Source organism: Bacillus sp. JJ1521 (assembly GCF_036965165.1).
Classification (GTDB): domain Bacteria; phylum Bacillota; class Bacilli; order Bacillales; family Bacillaceae_L; genus Ferdinandcohnia.
In genome coordinates this window covers 30,049-49,910 of sequence record NZ_JBALOX010000039.1, presented here as the reverse complement: position 1 = coordinate 49,910, position 19,862 = coordinate 30,049, and the positions used below count along the sequence as shown (strand labels likewise).

Annotated in this window: 17 protein-coding genes, 2 pseudogenes and 1 riboswitch; of the genes and pseudogenes, 5 read left to right on the top strand and 14 right to left on the bottom strand. The window is 37.1% G+C overall.

Annotated elements, in window-relative coordinates:
- Positions 1-45 precede the first annotated feature (45 nt).
- Positions 46-381, top strand: coding sequence for a L,D-transpeptidase (locus V7147_RS07220; RefSeq protein WP_335367174.1), 336 nt, complete (start codon positions 46-48; stop codon positions 379-381).
- A 2-nt stretch (positions 382-383) separates the two neighbouring features.
- Here the strand turns inward: V7147_RS07220 and V7147_RS07215 are convergent, their stop codons facing one another.
- The 3 genes from V7147_RS07215 to V7147_RS07205 form a co-directional block, all read right to left on the bottom strand.
- Positions 384-1,169: an AraC family transcriptional regulator gene (locus tag V7147_RS07215; protein ID WP_335367173.1), complete on the bottom strand. Its 786-nt coding sequence runs from the start codon at positions 1,167-1,169 to the stop codon at positions 384-386.
- Positions 1,170-1,236: 67 nt separating this feature from the next.
- Positions 1,237-2,205 (bottom strand): NAD(P)-dependent alcohol dehydrogenase, encoded by a 969-nt coding sequence (locus V7147_RS07210; RefSeq protein ID WP_335367172.1) that lies wholly within the window; start codon positions 2,203-2,205, stop codon positions 1,237-1,239.
- Between the two features lie 77 nt (positions 2,206-2,282).
- Positions 2,283-2,876, bottom strand: coding sequence for a Crp/Fnr family transcriptional regulator (locus V7147_RS07205; protein ID WP_335367171.1), 594 nt, complete (start codon positions 2,874-2,876; stop codon positions 2,283-2,285).
- A 131-nt stretch (positions 2,877-3,007) separates the two neighbouring features.
- Here V7147_RS07205 and V7147_RS07200 point away from each other — a divergent pair.
- A pseudogene (locus V7147_RS07200) lies at positions 3,008-3,289 on the top strand (manganese catalase family protein); the annotation flags it as partial.
- Positions 3,290-3,398: 109 nt separating this feature from the next.
- On the opposite strand, the gene V7147_RS07195 reads toward V7147_RS07200, so the two are convergent.
- The 7 genes from V7147_RS07195 to V7147_RS07165 form a co-directional block, all read right to left on the bottom strand.
- The gene (locus V7147_RS07195) at positions 3,399-3,911 is read right to left on the bottom strand and encodes a DUF3231 family protein (protein ID WP_335367176.1); all 513 of its coding nucleotides are present in this window, start codon (positions 3,909-3,911) and stop codon (positions 3,399-3,401) included.
- Between the two features lie 325 nt (positions 3,912-4,236).
- Complete coding sequence (locus tag V7147_RS07190) at positions 4,237-5,508, bottom strand: cation:dicarboxylate symporter family transporter (protein ID WP_335367170.1); 1,272 nt, start codon at positions 5,506-5,508, stop codon at positions 4,237-4,239.
- A gap of 116 nt (positions 5,509-5,624) precedes the next feature.
- Positions 5,625-5,780, bottom strand: a riboswitch (cyclic di-AMP (ydaO/yuaA leader).
- Between the two features lie 136 nt (positions 5,781-5,916).
- Positions 5,917-6,666, bottom strand: coding sequence for a GNAT family N-acetyltransferase (locus V7147_RS07185; protein ID WP_335367169.1), 750 nt, complete (start codon positions 6,664-6,666; stop codon positions 5,917-5,919).
- 725 nt (positions 6,667-7,391) lie between these two features.
- Positions 7,392-7,769, bottom strand: a complete 378-nt coding sequence (locus tag V7147_RS07180; RefSeq protein WP_335367168.1) for a nucleotide excision repair endonuclease — start codon at positions 7,767-7,769, stop codon at positions 7,392-7,394.
- Between the two features lie 68 nt (positions 7,770-7,837).
- Positions 7,838-8,461, bottom strand: a complete 624-nt coding sequence (locus V7147_RS07175; protein WP_335367167.1) for a branched-chain amino acid aminotransferase — start codon at positions 8,459-8,461, stop codon at positions 7,838-7,840.
- 92 nt (positions 8,462-8,553) lie between these two features.
- The gene (locus V7147_RS07170) at positions 8,554-9,855 is read right to left on the bottom strand and encodes a DEAD/DEAH box helicase (RefSeq protein ID WP_335367166.1); all 1,302 of its coding nucleotides are present in this window, start codon (positions 9,853-9,855) and stop codon (positions 8,554-8,556) included.
- A gap of 217 nt (positions 9,856-10,072) precedes the next feature.
- Complete coding sequence (locus V7147_RS07165) at positions 10,073-10,672, bottom strand: TetR-like C-terminal domain-containing protein (protein WP_335367165.1); 600 nt, start codon at positions 10,670-10,672, stop codon at positions 10,073-10,075.
- 370 nt (positions 10,673-11,042) lie between these two features.
- Between V7147_RS07165 and V7147_RS07160 the strand changes: the two genes are divergently transcribed.
- From V7147_RS07160 to V7147_RS07150, 3 genes are all read left to right on the top strand, one after another.
- Positions 11,043-12,704 carry an FAD-dependent oxidoreductase gene (locus tag V7147_RS07160; RefSeq protein WP_335367164.1) on the top strand — a complete coding sequence of 554 codons (1,662 nt, stop codon included), beginning with the start codon at positions 11,043-11,045 and terminating at the stop codon, positions 12,702-12,704.
- 302 nt (positions 12,705-13,006) lie between these two features.
- A complete protein-coding gene (locus V7147_RS07155; protein ID WP_335367163.1) occupies positions 13,007-14,680 on the top strand; it encodes an FAD-binding protein in 1,674 nt (557 codons plus the stop codon).
- Positions 14,681-14,692: 12 nt separating this feature from the next.
- Positions 14,693-15,148, top strand: coding sequence for a CoxG family protein (locus tag V7147_RS07150; protein ID WP_335367162.1), 456 nt, complete (start codon positions 14,693-14,695; stop codon positions 15,146-15,148).
- Between the two features lie 129 nt (positions 15,149-15,277).
- Here V7147_RS07150 and deoD read toward each other — a convergent pair whose 3' ends face one another.
- The 4 genes and pseudogenes from deoD to V7147_RS07130 all read right to left on the bottom strand — a co-directional run.
- Positions 15,278-15,988, bottom strand: coding sequence for a purine-nucleoside phosphorylase (deoD, locus tag V7147_RS07145; protein WP_335367161.1), 711 nt, complete (start codon positions 15,986-15,988; stop codon positions 15,278-15,280).
- Positions 15,989-16,018: 30 nt separating this feature from the next.
- Positions 16,019-17,407, bottom strand: coding sequence for a purine-cytosine permease family protein (locus V7147_RS07140; protein ID WP_335367160.1), 1,389 nt, complete (start codon positions 17,405-17,407; stop codon positions 16,019-16,021).
- A gap of 104 nt (positions 17,408-17,511) precedes the next feature.
- Entirely contained in the window at positions 17,512-18,225 is a 714-nt protein-coding gene (locus V7147_RS07135) for a GntR family transcriptional regulator (RefSeq protein ID WP_335367159.1), read from the bottom strand.
- 34 nt (positions 18,226-18,259) lie between these two features.
- Positions 18,260-18,553, bottom strand: a pseudogene (locus tag V7147_RS07130) (phosphopentomutase); the annotation flags it as partial.
- Between the last annotated feature and the right edge of the window lie 1,309 nt (positions 18,554-19,862).

Below are 19,862 nucleotides of genomic sequence, written 5' to 3'. Positions count from 1 at the left end.
TCTGGGTTACTTCATACAATATTTAAAAAATGGAGTTGAATCGGCATGGCGAAATGGATTGTCATATCTACCTCACAACATCAATTGAAACTTTTTGATGGAAAGAGGCTGGTGAAGGTTTATCCAATTGCAGTTGGAAAAATGTTAACACCAACACCTAATGCAGCATACACGATTATCAATAAACAACGTAATCCCGGGGGACCCTTTGGAGTGCTGTGGATGGGATTGTCAAAACCTCATTACGGTATACACGGAACAAATAACCCAGCTTCAATCGGTAAGAGTGTCTCACATGGATGTATTAGAATGTTTAATCATGACGTTCTAGAATTATCATCTAAAGTTCCAATTGGTACTTGGGTTTTTATTCATAAATGACTCTAGCGGATTTCGGACGGACTTTTGCCCGTATACTTTTTGAACTGTCTACTAAAAAAATGGAGATTACGATAGCCTAATGCATCAGCCACTTCGGTAACTGTCATTCCCGTATAATGCAATAAATGCTCAGCTCTTTTGATACGGGTCTCCACAATGTAGGATTTGATCGATTGTCCGATAACTTCCTTAAATTTTAGTGAAAAGTAACGGGGTGAAAAGTTTGCACGCGCAGCTAAGCTTTCAACCGTATGCTCTTTACCGGGGTGTTGTTGCACGTAATTTGCCACTTCCCTAATGGCGGACAAAAGAGAATGGTGTGCTTGGTCTACTTGTTCATTGACCTGATGCTCCTCCCGTAAAAGCAGGATCATTAATTGTTTAAGGATAAGCTTTGCTTCCGTTTCCGCCCCATACGTTTTGATTAAAAACAAACGAACATATCGTGTTAAAAGAGACTCGAATGCAATTGCATCCTGCATCATCCGATAAGAAGACGGTAATAAAGACGGTAAATTCTCTAAATCAAAATGGATGTATGTTAACTTGAGTGGATTCTGAGGATTATGAGTGGCCGTTATCCAATCGCCAGGTAGAAATAAAAAACAGCTGCCTTTTTCTATCGAATAAACCTTACCGTTTAAAACTAATTTCCCTTCCCCACTCCAAACGTATAGCAAATCATAGTTGGGAATAGGTTCCTTTCGTTTCCATTGCCAGTTGGGTTCACAGGTTATGGTCGCAAACGTTGGTTTTAAGATAAATTGCTCAGGGTTTAAATCAAGCATATTGCTTCCTCCTGCACGAAATTTCGATGTATTACTAGGATACAATCAAAGATTCTTTTCTTCAATATTAGATGGTTATAATCACTTTCCCCTGTGAATGCCCTTCTTCGAAATAGTGAAATGCCTTTGTAACCTCACTTAAGGAATAGCTTCTATCGATAACTGGCTTTACTTTTCCTTTTTCAATTAGCTCTTTCATGAATACTAAATCGTTTGGGTTTGCCCTCTGTAAAAAGGTGATAAATTTCTTTTTTCCAATCATCGAAAACCAAGATCCTAGCGTCATTGTTTGATACATTTGACTTTCTGCGCCACCCACATGAATAAATACCCCATTTTCTTTTAGCTTTCTTTTATAGGTAGAGATGGATTGACTTCCATTCACTCCGAGAATCACATCATAGGTTTGATTATGTTTCGTAAAGTCTTCTTTTTTATAATCAATCACACGGTCAGTGCCAAGGGATTTTGCTATATCAACGTTTCTGGTACTCACCACAGCCGTCACTTCGGCACCAAATGCTTTTGCAATTTGAACGGCAAAGGTTCCCACACCACCCGAAGCTCCATGAATCAGTACTTCCTGTCCAGTCCTTACCTTCCCTTTGTCCCTAATCGCTTGTAAAGCCGTTATCGCTGCCATAGGTACGGCAGCCGCTTCAGTAAATGAAAGATTACTAGGTTTTAAAACCAATGCATTTTCATCAACGGCTACATATTCCGCAAAAGCACCCCAGCCACTAACGGATAGGTCACCATAAACCTCATCCCCCACCTGAAACTGGGTGACATCTTCACCTATCGCCTCCACAATTCCAGCCATGTCTCCACCAGGAATCGAGTATTTCGGTTTCCTAAGTCCAAAAACTATTCTTGCTGGCAGTGGTTTCCCTGTTAATAAAACAAGATTTCCAAAATTAATCGATGACGCATGAACTCTAACTAGTACTTGATTTTGCTTAGGTATAGGTGTATCGACCTCAATAAGTTTAAGTGTATCTGGTGATCCGTAGCTTTCAGAGATAATTGCTTTCATCTCGTTCCTCCTTTTAAACCTTTATTATAATTATAATTGGGAAAATGTAGACGGAGCATTGACTTAAGTTAAGAGGATCATAAATTAGGAAAGTTTTTTTGAATTCGCTTTTTAATTCTACTTAATGACTCTGGTGTCATACCTAGATAGCTTGCCAATTGATGTTGGGGTACACGTTTGAGAAGATCTGGTCGAGTTTGGATGATTGTTTTATAGCGTTCTTCTGGAGTTGAGCGAATAAATTTCGCGAATTCATTTTGAACATGGGCAAGGTAGCCTTCCATCATTCGGCGGGTCATGGTTTCAAGCTCCGTATATTGCTTATACATTTCTAGTTCGGATTCTATGTCACCAACAACCAACACACAGTCTTCTAGACAAATTAATGAGTAGTTGGATGATTGATCTGGTTCTTCAATATTAAACAACGAAATGGCTTGTTCTTCGGTATAGAAATTGGAGGTAGCTTCAATTCCATCTTTATCGATTTGATATTCTCTGACACACCCTTTCAACACAAAAAAACATTCGTTGGTTAGAGCATCACCCTGTTTGATCAGATAGGTCCCCCTATTAAATTTCTCTTTTCGTAAATCATCAATAACAGCCTGTTGCTCTGCTTCATTGAGCGATGTATATTTAGCCATATATTTCATAAGGATTTCCTCCATGACAAGTCTCCTTTTCATTTTATGGACTGTTCATGATTATAGTACCATTTCTATCCATAGTAGAATATAACTTTTTTAGGCAACGTAGTTCTTTTCCTACCAGTGCTACTTTTTGATTATGAAATTACATAATTCAAACACTCGGAGTCGATTGGGGAAAGATTTTTCCAGTACCCAATTATGATATAAACAAATATCCAGAATATCGTAAATATGTTGAAATGGGATTTCATAATACTCAATTCAATTTTAGATTGGATGAGACACGGATAGGTGAGATCTTCCAAGGAACAACCCCTAGTAGAAATGGTGGAGACCTATCTGTTATTAAACCACCAAAAGGGTATCCTGTACCTGAAATGCCCGTAATGCCTAATGAACATTCACCTGGATTATATGATTTGAATAACTAATCTGATCTAGAAGCGTTTAATCTACGCTTCTCTATTGCCTTTGTTTCATTATTTCTTAAAATAATTCGAAAAAGAACTGAATCCATATTGGATTCAGCTCAATTTAATTCTAACAATCGCCTAGCTTTTTCGGATGCAATGGAGGGGGGATTAGCCACCCTTTTTCTTTGTTTAAACGGAGTACTTTTGCTCCCAGTGCTACTTTTTGAGTATGCATTTGAGCAAACATGAGTGCCACATCTTCCCTTATCGATTTTCCAATTACTTGACTGCATGCAACTAATCCAGCAGCAATATCCGCAGAAAGTGTTGCAGCAATAGCTGGATCAGGAACTCTAGCACCTATCGGTATATCCTCCAAGCACGCTTCAGGCGGCTCAGGTGCTGCTGGTGGCAAAGCAATCCCATTTTCTTTTAATATTTCTTCCACCTGTTTCTTTTCCTGCTTACATAATTCAATTGCTTCCATTAATAACTTCTTTAAGTCATCGTCTCCTGCATGGTTAATCATGGTTTGATACCCAGCAATCATGCTGTTACCTACTAATATTGAAGTCCAAAGATCAAATACCTCGCCATAGTGTAATGGCTCTTCCGTAGGTTTTCCACTTAAAATTCCCATCGTTACCCTCCTCAATGCATATGTAATTTTTTTCAATCGCAGTGCCCCCTTTCTAGAAGCACAAAGATAGTTTACCCATAATTGTACAAATCATTATTTTTTCTTATCCTTTTTGACAATTGCTACTAAAGTAAAAAAAAGACAACCCATTGCTTAAATACAAAAAAAGAGTGTGCTATTTTTTTGTTTGAAAACATCTGCTATAACACAAAATAAGCAGTCCAATTTAAATGCAATTGGACTGCTTAGAGGTTTGTTAATTTATGCTTTGTATCATTAATCAACCCGTTACATTACGGCTTGAAAGTCTTCATTTATTTGCATTTTATACAGCTTCTGCTTCTCTCATGGTTTCAACTTCATTAGTAGGAGGGTTATATTGACCTTCCCATTTCGCAACAACAAGTGCCGCTAATGAATTTCCGACCACGTTAACCGCAGTTCGTCCCATATCGAGAATACGGTCAATACCCGCAATAAACGCTAATCCTTCTGCCGGTAAACCAATTGTACTAAATGTCGCTAATAGAACCACAAAGGATACTCCAGGTACTCCTGCCATCCCCTTAGATGTCACCATTAGGACTAACATTAGCATAATTTGTTGACCAATGCTTAGGTGAATTCCGTACATTTGTGCAATAAATAAGGATGCGATAGCTTGATACAAAACAGATCCATCCAGATTAAAAGAATAACCAGTTGGAATAACGAAAGACGCAATATGTTTTGGACTTCCTGCTTGTTCCATCTTGTCCATAATTTTTGGAAGGACGGTTTCCGAGCTTGCTGTTGAAAAGGCCAGGATTAACTCTTCTTTAATCATCTTCAATAATTTAAAGATGTTAAGCCCAATGAATTTAGCTAGCAAGCCTAATACAACAATCACAAAGAAAATCATCGTTCCATACACAGTAAGAGCCAACTTGCCTAATGGAATAAGTGATGCGAAACCATATTTCGAAATCGTTACACCAATTAATGCAAAGACACCGATTGGGGCATACTTCATAAATAAGTTCGTCACATAAAACATGGCATTTGCCATACCCTCAAAGAAACGTAAAACGGGTTTTCCTTTTTCACCAATCGCTGCAATTCCTAGACCGAACACGACTGCAAAGAAGATAATCGCGAGCATATCGCCTTCAACCATTGCTTTAATTGGATTTGTCGGAACAATATGAAGCAATGTATCGGCAAGTGATTTACCTTCTTGTTCCTCTGATGTGTGCACATAATTTGAAATGTCACTTTTCTCTAGCGTGTCCATATTTAGACCAGCACCAGGATGAAAAATATTGGCAGCAATAAGACCGATCGCAATCGCAACCAATGTCATTCCGATAAAGTAAGTCAGTGATTTAGCACCTAACTTACCAACCGATTTTAAATCACCAACACCCGCAATCGCAACAATGATACTAGAAAGGACAATTGGTACAACAATCATTTTAATTAATCGGATAAAAAGATCCCCGAAAGGCTGTAAGAAACTTTGCGCTGTGGGACTTCCATAGAAAATCCCACCGACGATAATACCTAATACAAGACCAATAAAAATTTGAGTCGCTAAACTTAATTTAAACTTTTTCATAAATTACCCCACCTTCTTGATGTTTTTGAATAAACCTACTTCTAGGTAAGGGAAACAAATGATACGATAATGAGCACAAAAAAAGCGGCTAGAGCCGACTTACTATTCTATCGTTCTCGTTTCCACTAAATTGCTTACGAGGTTAGCTTTCAGGTTAGGGCTATCGGAAACATTGAGCCCCTTCTATTTAAGAATTCACCTATAACGGACAATATCCGTATAAATCGTTTGGGTCCCCCGCTCTTACGAATAAGATTAAGCATAAGTTAACTAATTAAATTCTATCATTAAAATACTATTTCAGTAAACATTTTATTATTTCCAATAAGGACATTGATGCTGATACAACAATTTCAAATAGTACAAAAGTCTACCTTCATTATTATTCTGATATAAAAAATAGGTATTTTAGGATGTAACCGCTAGTAATTCCCGCCTACTATTGTTCTCCAGTTCAAAGGTTTTCACCATATAATCATAAGGATGCTTATTAATTTGTATTACTTTCTCTTCCTGATAGCCAATTTGGTTATATAGCTTCTTTGCCAAAGGATTATCACGGGCAACATTTAAAGTGACTCTTGAATACCCCTTTTGTAAGGCTAACTTTTCTGCCTCTTTTAACAGCATCGTTCCGATTCCATGGCCACGAAATCGATCATCAACACATACGGTATCGATATAAAAATCCCCTTCGTCGGCCTCTTGATCTAGGAAGATTTCCTCATTCTTTCTTTTATTTCTTAATCTTTTCAATATAGGCTCATCCAAACGGAGGGCATCTTCACCAGGGTAGGTAATCACAATTCCCACAACTTTTCCTAAAATATCGGCAACCGCTATATTCTGAAAGCTAAGACGATTATCCTTTTCACGAAAAAAATGCTCTAGCGTTTCACGGATATTTTCTTTCTTCGTTTGCCCAGTTAGTTGCTCAGCAATATCGTCAATGGCGATATGGATAAGTTCCGCAACTTTCTTGGCATCCTTCTTCACAGCCCTCCGAAACTTCAATTCATCAGCAATAATTTCCTGCCAAGTAGTTCCATAGGGTGCACCACCATCTGCATACCCTGCAATATAATAAAAAAATTCATCAGAACCATTCTCGAAATAGTCGATTTGGTTCCGTTTTTTAATTTTTCCTTTTTTCTTCAACTTTCTTCCCTCGGTTCTTTTTCATAGGTGTGAGTGTGCTTTTTAAACGCACTTCTAATTACCTTGTTATTTCATTTTAGTAGCATACCATACTTAAAAATAAAAAGTGAACAGGATTTGGTGTTATTTTAAAGGGTAGAAAATGCCAAATAAACAATAAAGAAACGTCTTTCTACAAACTGTAGAAAGACGTCGGGTATGATTGTATTAATTAATTCTATTACGATAAACAGGAAGATAGATTGGATACTGCTGGTCGGGGTCGAATTATGTTTTTGACTTAGTTAAATATGCATATTTAACAGTGTTTAACTTTTATTTTAAACACCAATAATTCGCACTTTATCCATTTTCCGCTTTGCTTTATCCTTAAATTTTACTCCCTTTCCCATCCTTATCCCCAACCAATTTCATATAATCCATTAACTCCCGCAATCCAGTGGTGGACTAGCGACTAGCCATTTTTTGTTTATATTTTCGATCGATACAACGAAACAGTTAATATAAGAAATGGAAGTATAGAAGGATAGACTGGACGAGACACTGGTGGTTTTGAAGCCCTTAAATTCGGTATTGGATTAGTAAAAATCGGACTTGGTCTTCTTTTACCTACTAACACAAAAAGGACCCGTAAAGGTCAACTCGTCATTTTTAATGGCTCGGGCCCGCGGAAAACGGAATTCAACACGTATATAAAAGCAACATTGTTTACGAACACAGCCTTTTTAATAAAATACTTTTTCAACGTTATATTTTGACTTGAGTTTATTAATGATATATGTTTCATAAATTTCTCGATCCAGTGGGTCTTCTACTATGCAAATATCAATTTTATGTACTTCATCTCTGTGCATTTTAATAGGAGATACCGTATCTTCAAAATGTTTTTTAATTCTTTGACGTAGTTTCCGCGCTTTTCCAACAAAAAGAAGCTCATCATTTTGATTAAAAAATAAGAATATGCCGCCTTTATCTCTTGGTATTAGATGGAAATCAATAAATCCGTAAATATCCTTGATTACTGGTTCATTTTCTTTCGGAATTTGTTTCCGTTCTGTAATTGTAAGATCTGGAGTAGGTATGGTAATTTTTATCATGTCCAATCACGTCCCTTTTTTGTATAGTGATAAATGGTATCATATGCAAGGAAGAATAGGATATAACAGTTAATTCACGTCACGTCCATGCTTTTTTCTTCTGTTCTCTCTACTAGTTTAAATAAAAATTGATAAATTAGCCGAAGTGCTTCCTCTAATGATATCTCCTCTTTGAACCCATTCACATAATTCAAAGAAAAATTCAAGTCCCATAAGCCATCATTTTGATTAAATATCAATTCAAATTTTGATTCAACTCCATTTAAATCTTTTCTTAAGTTTTCTTTAAGAGTGGCCTCAAACTTTTTCTGCAGCTTCAATCCTACCATGACGTCGTACGTTCCAAATACATCATTCACTTCAAACGCAATTGCATCCACGCCGATTAGTTCCAACCAATTTGATTCAACGAATAGAAATTCATTCTTGTGTTTTTGAAGGTAGTCAATCGGGTGTTCTAAAAAATCGAATGATTCTTTGGAGAGTGTTTCTTCTGTTTCTTTATCACATCTTTCAATGTACGCTTCAACGAAACGTGTAGTAGGATCTTTTTCTATTAATATCACGTCATTTGAAATCAATTTATATTTTTCAATGTAATCCTTTTCCTCTTGATATAATGTTATTGACGAAGGGGCAGTTTGTTCTTTACTCATCAACTCTGATGAAATGTAATTTTTCAATTGTTTATGTAACATGGGTGTAGCCTCCTGAATTTGGTACCTTACCCCGGTGGACTAAAGCGTCTCTCGTTCCAGAGGTAAGGAAGTCCATTATGTATCATTATTCTTTAGCGAGAACGTCTTCTCCCTCTTGGTGAAGTACTTGAATTTCTTTTTGTTTGGCTATCATTCGGTTTTCTACTTGAAGAAAACGTTGCACCATTGCTTCTGTCTTTTCGATTACCTTCAGGGCGCTTTGTTTTTTTTATTTGCTCGTTTCTTTCTTTCTGATAGTCCTCCTTATCAGGGATACTTACTCCTTTAATCACGTGTATTTCGAATTTTTGATGAATCCCTTTTTCAATCATTCGTAGGAACTCAAGATCCTTAGGAGCCACTAAAGTAATGGCAATCCCATCGCCACCTGCACGGCCAGTTCGTCCAATCCGGTGAACATAGCTTTCAACATCATGTGGAATATCATAGTTATAGACATGTGTTACCCCTTCTACATCAAGTCCCCGTGCAGCAACGTCTGTTGCAACTAAAAACTGGATTTTCGCCTCACGAAATCGTTTCATCGCTTTTTCACGTTTGGATTGTGGTAAATCACCATGTAGCTCGTCTGATTCATACCCGTTAGCAATCAATGCATCGTGAAGCTTTTTAGCTCGAACTTTTGTACGACAGAAGATAATCGCTAAAAAAGGACGATGCTCATCGATTAAATGCAATAAAGTTGCTTGTTTTCTTCGGTCAGTTGTTTCAATCACAACTTGTTTAATCTCTTCAACCGTTACTTTTTTTGCTTTTACTTCTATGATCTCTGGCTCTACCATATATTTTTTTGCAAGAGATTGAATTTCATTAGGCATTGTTGCAGAGAACAACATGGTTTGTCTAGAAGGGAATGTTTCATTAATGATATCATCTACCTCTGGAAGAAAACCCATAAGTAACATTTGGTCAGCTTCATCAATCACAAGCATCTGAATCGTTGAAAGATCAATTGTTCCACGGCGAATATGATCTAATAACCGACCAGGTGTTGCAACGACAATATGTTGAGCTCCTTTTAACTTTTTTAATTGATGCTCAACATCCTGACCACCATATACAGCTAACACATTGACACCATCTAGGTTCTCCATCATTTTCTTAATTTCTTTTGTAATTTGCTGAGCCAATTCCCTTGTTGGAGTTAAAATAAGGGCTTGAACATCCGAATTGTGCACATCAATTTTTTCAAGAATGGGCAGAACAAAAGCCAACGTCTTTCCTGTTCCAGTTTGTGCTTTTGCAATAACATCCTTCCCCTCAAGTACTGATGGTATCGTCCGTTCTTGTATAGAAGTCGGCACTGCTATACCTAATGACTTTAATGTATGGTTAATCTCTTTTCGAATACCCAGTTGTAAAAAATCTGGCAAGGCTAATCACGTCTCTTTTCGTATATAAATGTCCGTTTGTTTGTTCAAAGGCTTTTTTACTATAGCATATTGGTTAGTATTTACAGAGTGAATTGGATTATTAATGGTGCATTTCCATGGATGCGCTTCTCTTTTAACAAAAAGGGGCCTGACCCCCTAGGTAATAAGAGGCTTTATGGCTCTAAAAATATTATTGACTCATGCAAGGGACTATACTTCACTTCCTCAAATAAGGATTTTCCAAAAACGGACCGACAGTTGACATGATCGTTAATTGGGTTGACATGTATGTAGGTGTATATGGCATGTCATTTTTCAGCCACCAAATAATAACGCCTAAATAGGCTGAGGATATATATGATTTCACAATGGGAATAGGAACTCGATATGCCATGTTGTCTTTCTCCAAAAATTTGATTGATTGATCCACAAGTTCATTAATGACGACTGCCACTTTTTCTGTAAAATAAGGTATTTTTTCTTCAGCAAGCATTAGTTTATAGAATCTACTATTTCCCATCATTTTTTCTAAGAGCCGAATAAAGGTAGGATGTGGCTGTTCGCAATTATAAGTAAATTCATATTCAGGTAACCTAATGCTTTCTCTTAAATCCTCCAAAGCCGCATCCAAACAACGCTCCAGAAGCTCATTTTTATCATAATAATGCAAATAAAACGTGGCACGATTTAAAGAGGATTTTTTTGTGATTTCTTGAACTGTAATTTCCTTGTATTCTTTTTCTTCGAGTAGTTCTAGCAAAGCATCCTCAAACATTCTCCTTGTTCGTTTCACTCGAGGATCTAACTTTTTAGACATTTTACTCCCCCTTGTCCATCTTCCATACACTTAATTAACACTTTGTTTAGTTGTGTCTATTATGCATCATTTATCTGAATATTGTTTATTGTCCTTACATTTCTATTTGTTAACATTATATATGAAGGTGATTATCTTTTACAGTTTTTCACTTAAATACGATTTGAAATTGGTATCAATATTCTTGGATAAATTGATTTGGCGAATGTAATGGTTGAAAAGGAATACCCCCAGATTATTGTTCAATCTCAAAGATAGTAATTCCCAGTCAGAGAAGACTGAACGCTGTTTTTTATATTTGCAGGGGGATGAAATATTGTAGTAGATATATGTTTGAGTACAAAAATAAATATTTTAAGGGGGTAATGTGATGCAGTGGGATAAAGTAGTAGATGTTTTGGTTGTAGGTTCTGGTGCTTCAGGCTTTTCTGCCGCTCTAACGGCAAAATTAGAAGGTTTGAATACGCTTTTAATCGAAAAAGAAAAGAAATTTGGTGGTGCATCTGCTCTTTCAGGTGGTGGGGTTTGGATTCCTAACAACCGTTATTTATCGGAAGCAGGTGTTGCAGATACATTCGAAGAAGCAAAACTTTATCTAGATTCCACTATCGGGGATCGAATTTCGGATTCAATGAAAGAGACTTATTTAAAAAAGGGAATTGAAATGCTTGATTATCTTCATACCAGAACCAAGCACATGAGATTCTCCTATGCCACAAATTATTCCGATTATTATGCTCATTTACCTGGCGGAAAAGCAATCGGTCGATCCATCGAACCTCTTTTTATCGACACGAATAAACTGCAAGACTGGCGTGAACTAATGCTTGAGCCATCCTTGGATACTGCTGGTTTTGTGATGACAGGTCAAGATTTCCATAAAGTTAACATGGTTTCTCGAACATGGGAAGGAAAAATGAGAGCCTTGCGATTGGGTATCAGGATGATTAAAACAAAATTAACAAGGGCTCGTCCTGCTTCATTGGGTCAGTCTTTGATCGCAAGACTTGCTTTGTCTTACAAAGAAATAAACGGAGAACTTTGGTTAAACACTTCTTTCGAAGATTTTATATTTGAAGGTGATCAAGTAATCGGTATAAAAGTGAATAAAGATGGCAAAGAAATGTTTTTAAAAGCCAATAAGGGTGTGATTCTTGGTTCTGGCGGATTTTCACGCAGCCAAATTAAGAGGGATAAATACTTGCCTAAGCCGACAAATATTGCTTGGACTTCATCTCCAAATGGGCAAACAGGCGATATTCTTACTCCAGCCGAAAAATTAGGAGCGAAATTCGATCTGATGGATAAAGTATGGGGAGCTCCGTCCATTATCGATCATAATGGAAAACCTTATTTTCTGGTGGCGGACAGGGCGTTGCCAAATATGATGATTGTTGACCAAAATGGAGATCGCTACGCAAACGAAGCAATTCCTTATCATGAATTTGTGGAAAAAATGTATGAACACAACGATAAAACTAATGGTAAAGCAATTCATTCTTGGATTATCGTAGATAAAAATACAAAAAGCCGGTATTTATTTGCTGCTCTTTTCCCAGGACAAGATTTCCCTAAAGAGTATTACTCCAATGATATTGTAAGAGTTGGAAATACGATCGAAGAACTGGCTGAAAAGCTCGAAATGAAACCGGATAAATTAAAATCAACCATTGACCGCTTTAATCAGTTCGCTAAAAATGGGATAGACGAAGATTTTGGCAGAGGAGATAACCCATATGACCGTTATTATGGTGATCCTACTTTGAAAAATCCAAATCTCGACTCATTAGCTAAAGGCCCTTTTTATGCCCTTCGGGTGTATCCAGGCGATATTGGAACAAAAGGCGGAGTCGTAGTTGACGAACTTGCCCGTATTATAAAATCTGATGGTACGCCTATAAAAGGTGTCTATGCGAGTGGAAACTGTTCTGCCTCTGTTATGGGTGAAACTTACCCAGGTCCAGGTGCAACCTTAGGACCTGGCATGACGTTTGGTCATATCGCTGCTATGGATTGTAAAAACAATAGATAAATAGAAAAAAGAACCTTTTATTTTTGAAAGGTTCTTTTTTCATTTCCATAAGTCCTCAAACATCTATCTTGTACGTTTCACTCGAGGATCCAATTTTTTAGACATTTTACTCTTCCTTGTCCATCTTCCATACACTTAATTAACATTTTGTTTTGTTTTGTCTATTATGCATCATTTAGCTGAGTATTGTTTATTGTAGTTAAACTTCTTTTTGTTACCATTATATATAGAAGGGCATATTTTTTATAGCTTTTACTATATTTTTGAAAGCGATACCAAATTATCGTTAGGAGGTTATGAAAATGGTAGTTCACAAGAAAATCAAATGGGATGTCGAGACTGATGTAGTTGTTTTGGGAAGTGGTGGTTCTGCCTTGACTTCTGCCATTCTAGCATCTGACCAAGGTGCTAATGTAATCATTTTAGAGAAAGCAGATCAGATTGGGGGCACTACGGCATTTTCAGGCGGAATTCCATGGATTCCAATGAACCGTTATATGAAGGATCTAGGAGTCTCAGATTCTAAAGAAGAAGCCAAACAACTCATTACACATTTAACTGGAGGAAAAGAGCCAGATCCAGAACTCATTGATGTGTTTATTGATAATGGATGGAAAATGATAGATTACTTGTACGAACATACACCTGTACGTTTTACTGTTCCAAAAGGGTATGGGGATTACTATGCAGATCTTCCAGGTGGAAAGAATGAGGGTCGGTCTCTTGATCCACTTCCATTTCCATTGAATGAATTAGGTGAGTGGGCAGATAAAATTCGTAGAAATCCAATCTTCCCTCCACTAACACTAGAGGAAGGTGGAGCAGCAGATCCAGGGGATATCGATTTCTCCATAGTAGCTGAACGTATGGAGCAAAATATTACCACTATGGGAAGAGCACTTGCAGGTAGTCTATTTAAGGCAGTCGTTGAACGTGGCATTGAAACATTTATTCAAACACCTGGAAAAGAACTTGTTATGAATGATGAAGGCGAAGTGATCGGTGTTCGCGCTGATCGAGATGGAAAAGACTTTTATATTGGTGCCCGTAAAGGTGTGATGATTGCGACAGGTGGCTTTGAGTGGAATAAGGAGCTTGTACGTTCATTCCTGAAGGGGCAGATCACTCACCCACAATCACCATCTGCAAATGAAGGCGATGGTTTGATTATGGCAATGGAAGCTGGTGCTAGCTTAGCAAATATGGGAGAAGCATGGTGGTCACCAGCATTTGTTGACCCTACGATTGAATATGAAGGTCGTGTCTATAATATGATCGACAGTCAAGCACGGACAATGGCAAATTCCATTATTGTAAACCGTCACGGAAAACGATTTGCGAATGAAGGATCAACATATATGGATTTTCCAAAATCATTTTATGAATACGACCAGGTTACTCAATCTTGGCCGAACGAACCACCTGTTTGGCTTATTTTCGACCAGCAATTAAAAGATCGTGCACTCATTATGACAATGGCACCTGGTGAACCTGCTCCGGACTGGGTTGATCAAGCAAGTACAATTCGTGAGCTCGCTGAAAAAATTGGTGTTGATCCTGATGGTTTGGAGAAAACGGTAACGAATTTTAATAAGCATGCCGAAGATTTAGTGGATCCAGAATTTAGCCGAGGAACTTTACATTTTGAAAAGTTCGCAACCCGCTTTGCTGGTCCTCAAGCTAACATTGGCCCGATTGTTAAAGCGCCATTTTACGCACTACCCATCTATTATGGTTCATTAGGTACAAACGGTGGTCCACGCATTAATGAAAACGGACAAGTAATCAGCCTTCGCGGTAAAGCTATTCCTGGATTGTATTCTGCTGGGAACGCTGCGATGGGGATTCTTGGATCTGCATATCCAGGTGCTGGCGGTACAATTGGACCTGCACTCACATTTGGTTATTTAGCTGGCATTCATGTTGGAAATGCACCTTCACGAAAAATTAGTGAAGATTTAACTACATCAGTGTAAGGGAGGATTACTATGCCGAGCGGAACGCATTTTAAGGAATTGGACATTTCAATTGAACATATTTGGGATTTTGTGAAGGATATGAACAACTGGGCACCATTAGTTCCAGGATACATTGAACATGAAATCCTAAATGAACGTCAATCAACCTGGGTCTTTAAAGGCGACATTGGGATCATGCAAAAAACAGTAAAGCTCCAAATTGACATTACCGAATGGATAGAACCAAGCCGCGTTACCTTCAACTTAACTGGATTAAATGAAAATTTTTCCGGAAGCGGTTATTTTGAGGCGGAAAAATTATCTGATGACCAAACAAGGATGATTGGAAACTTAGATATCACCGCTAAAGGGATGATGGGGCCAATGATCAATGCCATTCTAAAAACATTCGTCCCTAAAACAGCAGAAGAACTTACAGAAGCAATCGGAAATAAAATTATTGAGATTGAAACAGTAAAAGGTTAATTTGCAATAAGTGGGGAATTCAGCATCCCCACTTTTTTTATATTTCGTTTCTTAAAGACAACAAACCTAAAGTCTATAAAAAAACCTTACTTCTAAAAAAGTAAGGTTTTTCTATCATTGAAACTATTACTATTCATTAATTAGAGTCTCTAAAGCTACCATAATCATGTCATTAAATGTTGTTTGACGTTCTTCTGCTGTGGTTTCTTCTCCCGTAATTACATGATCGCTCACTGTCATGATACTTAAAACATCGATGTTGTATTTAGCTCCAAGTAGATAAAGTGCGGATGTCTCCATATCTACACCTAACACACCGTAATCAGCGAGTTTATGGATCATGGATTCGTCATCCTCATAGAATGAATCGCCAGTGAACACATTACCTACATGTACGTTCAAATCATCATTTTGCTTCGATAAACGATATGCTCTCTCAAGAAGAGTGAAGCTAGCGTTTGGTGCATAATTAATTTGCGGGAAAATGATATTTTGCATTTTCGAATCATTTGTAGCTGCCAGTGCCATGACAATGTCACGAATTTTAACTTCGCGTTTCATAGCTCCGATTGTACCAATCCGAATAATGTTTTTCACGCTGTAATCCTTAATAAGCTCGGTGGCATAAATACTCATAGACGGAGCACCCATTCCAGATGATTGAATTGAAATCTTGTGTCCTTTATATGTTCCAGTATAACCATACATTCCCCGAACTGTATTATGACACTCCACATCCTCTAAAAATGTGTCTGCTATATACTTTGCACGAAGTGGATCTCCAGGCATTAATACTTTTTCAGAAATTTGACCTTCTTTTGCATTTAAATGAATACTCATAATCCTTCTTACCTCCATATGTTGTATAACTTAAGCTGATTTTCCGCCTTTTTCTACTGTTTGTTTCTTCAATTGCCCAGATGAATAAATCCAGCTTAAAACTAACCCGAATGCAAATGTTAGCAATACTCCCAGGCTGTTCCCTTCAAAAATACCTTTTGCTAAAGGCGCAGGGAATATTGGGTTTGTAGTAAAGAGTAGTCCGACAATAACACTCAAAAACCAAATCAGTACATTCCCTTTATTAACAGAAATATTTTTATCACCTGAAATGATGTCAGGATCATACCCTTGCTTTTTGCGAAGGATAACATAGTCTGCTACGAATACAGCTGTCCAAGCCGCTAAGCCTATTCCGACAACCCCTAAAAACATCATGAATGAACCTAAGAAATCACCATTTATGAATAACACATAAGTCGGAAGCAATACCATAATGGCACCGTGGAAAATAATCGATGTTCGTTCTGAAATTTTTATATTTGTAGCTTCTAAAGCAGTTCGCCCAGAACGAAGTGATATAACTGCCGGTGGAATAATTCCGCCTAGCGCTGTGATAAAGTATGGAATGACCATCCATTTTGGCATTTGTAAAGCTAATGCCGCGATTGGATCGGCTGAACTAACAAGTTCAGGATTCGTTGCATTCATTAAAATACCTAAGAACATGATTACAAATAATGGTATTGATGATGCGAAAGTTGTTGTCCAGAAAATCGCTTTATTTGAAGACCCAGGACTTTGGTAACTTGAATAGTCACTCGCAACCATCGCCCAGCTAAGTGCTGAACCAGCAATTATAATGGAAATAGCAGGCAATACGCCTCCAACCCAATCTCCATTAGGCATATTTACAAGTGCTGACCAATCTGTTTGTGGCACTAAAATAGCCAAAACAACGACTGTTAGGGCACCAAAAATATAGGTAAAGATTGTTTGAACTTTTACAAGTGTTTCTTGATTTACAAGAGATAATGCCATAATTGCACCCGCAAGGCCAACTAAACCAATTATTTGTGTTGTCGTTGTTACTTCAAATCCAATTGCGGTAACAATTGCATTAATCGAGAAAATTCCGGTAGGAACATTACCGACACTTAACCAACCAATCAAACAGATCCACGCTAGTACAGCTGGAATCAAGTTTCCTTTTGATCCAAAAGCCGCCCGGGATAACACAAATGTTGGTGCTTTTCCTAGCTTACCTGGTATACTAAGATATCCGATAAGTGCAAATGATGCTGCCCCAAAGAATGCAGCTATGACTGATTGAACAAAGTTGAGACCATAGCTTACAATTATTCCTCCGTAAACCAATCCCATTATACCGATATTCAATGCAAACCATATCCAAAATAATTGCTTAGGTTGTCCAACCCTTTCATTTTCTGGAATTAAATCAGGGTACTGTTGACTCATACTCTTCGACCTCTTTCTCTTTTTAAAATTACATCGAAAATCTTTAGTGATTCAAAATAGTCATTTAAATCTTATTTTTAAATAATTTACGAGTTTTCTAATCGCTATTTATAGACATTTAATTTTATATTCGCAAACTGCTGAGGCACATAGAATTTATTAAACATGATTGGATGATTTACATGATCGTAAAGGCTTTCTGTTAGCAAAAAGCAATTATTTCGACCAATTAAGCTATCTTTTCGATTCGCAATATTAACAGTATTTGTATACTTTATTTCAATTTCTCCATGAAGCGCATTCACATACGCTTGATTTTCTGTAAAATCCAATAGTAGTTCCTTATTATCTAAGTCTAAAGATAAATCTTCTACCGTTTCCATGGATATAAAAGTAAAGGCATAGCCTACTAAATCGTTCCCTTTATGATAAAAACGTTCAACAGCTGCTACTCTAGACGAATCGCTTTTTAATACTTGTTTCGTATATTCTGATCCCGTATCCATATAGTACTGGATATCGATTCCATCAAATGTACTCATATGGCACTTATGCATCGGATTACTTAATTTTTCTAATTGAATATCGGCTTTTTGTTTGTAAAAAGAGTCAATGACAAAGTTGCCTTTCCCACGTATATTTCTTATCAATCCGTCATCCTGCAAAAGGGCTAAAGCTTGTCTTAATGTTGCACGACTAACCCCTAGTTGCTTTGCTAAATCTGGTTCTGATGGAAGCCTGCTATCTGCTGGGAATTCTCCTTTAGTAATTTGAAGGAGAAGTTCGTCATATACATTTACATAGAGTGGTCTTTTCAATTTATTTGAACTATTTATTTCACTCAGCCTCCTTTTATTTTAATAATTTCAAGAAAGAACTTCCGTTTTCCGGCATTTCCACAGAGAAATTATCTCCGATGGTTGCACCAATATCGGAAAATGTATCATTTTCAGGTAATTTACTAGCTTCTTTTAATCGCTTAGAATACGCCAATACAGGAATGAATTCGCGTGTATGATCTGTACCATGGAAGGTCGGATCATTGCCATGATCAGCTGTAATAATTAATAAATCGTCATCCTCAATTAAATCAAATACTTCATTTAATCGTTTATCAAACTCCTCTAAGGCTTTACCATAGCCTTCCTACCGAATCCATAACAATCAGATGTATGCGCTTAAATCCCTTCATACTATTTTTCTCCTTTTACAGCGTGCTTTGTATTATTTTCCAAATTAAGACCAACTAATAGTCCGAAGGACAAGATAGCTATAACGTCTATTTCTACACCAATATTTGGTATATTAATATAATTTAAAACGATTGAATTATATGTCATAACGCTTAAGAAGCTTCTAACCTTTCTTCTCAATCATTCCCCTCGTATTACTAAAGCCTTTGTTTGGAATTGAATTAGACATGTCTATTTTTTATACAAGTTAAAAATAGCATACATTCTTTTTCAGTGCAAGCACTTTCAAAAATTATTATTATATAGAATTAGTCCAGTTCATTCTTTTGTCAATTTTAACTATAGGTGAACAAATTTGATCAATTAGAGAGGAAAATATTATTAATCAGACATACAATACTCCATCTAAAGCGATTAAATTATCTTTCCGTTTTCATCTTCCATAGTTCAAAATTATCATTTATACCATTTTTAAAAAGGGCGGTGATTAAGATGGAACAAGAAACGATACTAAAAGAAATATTACAAGCATGCGTGTTGAGTTAACCGAAAACAAAGAAAAAATAGACTTTATTTTAAGTAAAACTGCACAGCCTGAAAGAAAACTTCAACAACTCATTAATCAGCAACAATAAAATCCACAAGTTGCTATTTTCCCTATACTTTGATTCTAATCCTTGAATTCTTCTGTTAACTTAATATTCAAAGCTGATTTCAAATCCTACCTTTTTCAGCCATTTTCTAGAAAAACAAAAAAACACTCACAAACATTGATGCAGCAACATTTTTGAGTGTTTTTTCGTTTCTTAATTAAACTGGATTTTACCTAAAGATACCGGTGTTGGGCTCAACCCGACACTCCTCACGGATAACGATTTTGAGTCGTACACGCCTGCCTAAAAAATGTGCCTGACCCCAGGTGTGGACAAAAGTGTCTCCCTACCGGGATAAGCCACTCTACTTAGTATCAATCACTCTTTAGCGAGAACGTCTTCTCCCTCTTGGTGAAGTGCTTGAATTTCTTTTTGTTTGGCTATCATTCGGTTTTCTACTTGAAGAAAACGTTGCACCATTGCCTGTTTGTTCGAAGGCTTATTTACTATAGCATAATGGTTAGTATTTACAGAGTGAATTTGATTATTAATGGTACATTTCCATGGATGCGCAAAAGGTGCCTGACCCCAGGTGTGGTAATGCTTTATTATGAGGATCAGGCACCATCTTTAATTTTAATATTTCTTTCATTTCCTCCACCTCTCTTT

Coding starts and splice junctions, on each gene's coding strand:
- V7147_RS07210 (WP_335367172.1), bottom strand. CDS start 2,205: ATGAAAGCAATTATCTCTGAAAGCTACGGATCACCAGATACACTTAAA.
- V7147_RS07160 (WP_335367164.1), top strand. CDS start 11,043: ATGCAGTGGGATAAAGTAGTAGATGTTTTGGTTGTAGGTTCTGGTGCT.
- V7147_RS07165 (WP_335367165.1), bottom strand. CDS start 10,672: ATGTCTAAAAAGTTAGATCCTCGAGTGAAACGAACAAGGAGAATGTTT.
- V7147_RS07220 (WP_335367174.1), top strand. CDS start 46: ATGGCGAAATGGATTGTCATATCTACCTCACAACATCAATTGAAACTT.
- V7147_RS07195 (WP_335367176.1), bottom strand. CDS start 3,911: ATGGGAATTTTAAGTGGAAAACCTACGGAAGAGCCATTACACTATGGC.
- V7147_RS07175 (WP_335367167.1), bottom strand. CDS start 8,461: ATGTTACATAAACAATTGAAAAATTACATTTCATCAGAGTTGATGAGT.
- V7147_RS07150 (WP_335367162.1), top strand. CDS start 14,693: ATGCCGAGCGGAACGCATTTTAAGGAATTGGACATTTCAATTGAACAT.
- V7147_RS07140 (WP_335367160.1), bottom strand. CDS start 17,407: ATGAGTCAACAGTACCCTGATTTAATTCCAGAAAATGAAAGGGTTGGA.
- V7147_RS07190 (WP_335367170.1), bottom strand. CDS start 5,508: ATGAAAAAGTTTAAATTAAGTTTAGCGACTCAAATTTTTATTGGTCTT.
- V7147_RS07155 (WP_335367163.1), top strand. CDS start 13,007: ATGGTAGTTCACAAGAAAATCAAATGGGATGTCGAGACTGATGTAGTT.
- V7147_RS07205 (WP_335367171.1), bottom strand. CDS start 2,876: ATGGAGGAAATCCTTATGAAATATATGGCTAAATATACATCGCTCAAT.
- deoD (WP_335367161.1), bottom strand. CDS start 15,988: ATGAGTATTCATTTAAATGCAAAAGAAGGTCAAATTTCTGAAAAAGTA.
- V7147_RS07215 (WP_335367173.1), bottom strand. CDS start 1,169: ATGCTTGATTTAAACCCTGAGCAATTTATCTTAAAACCAACGTTTGCG.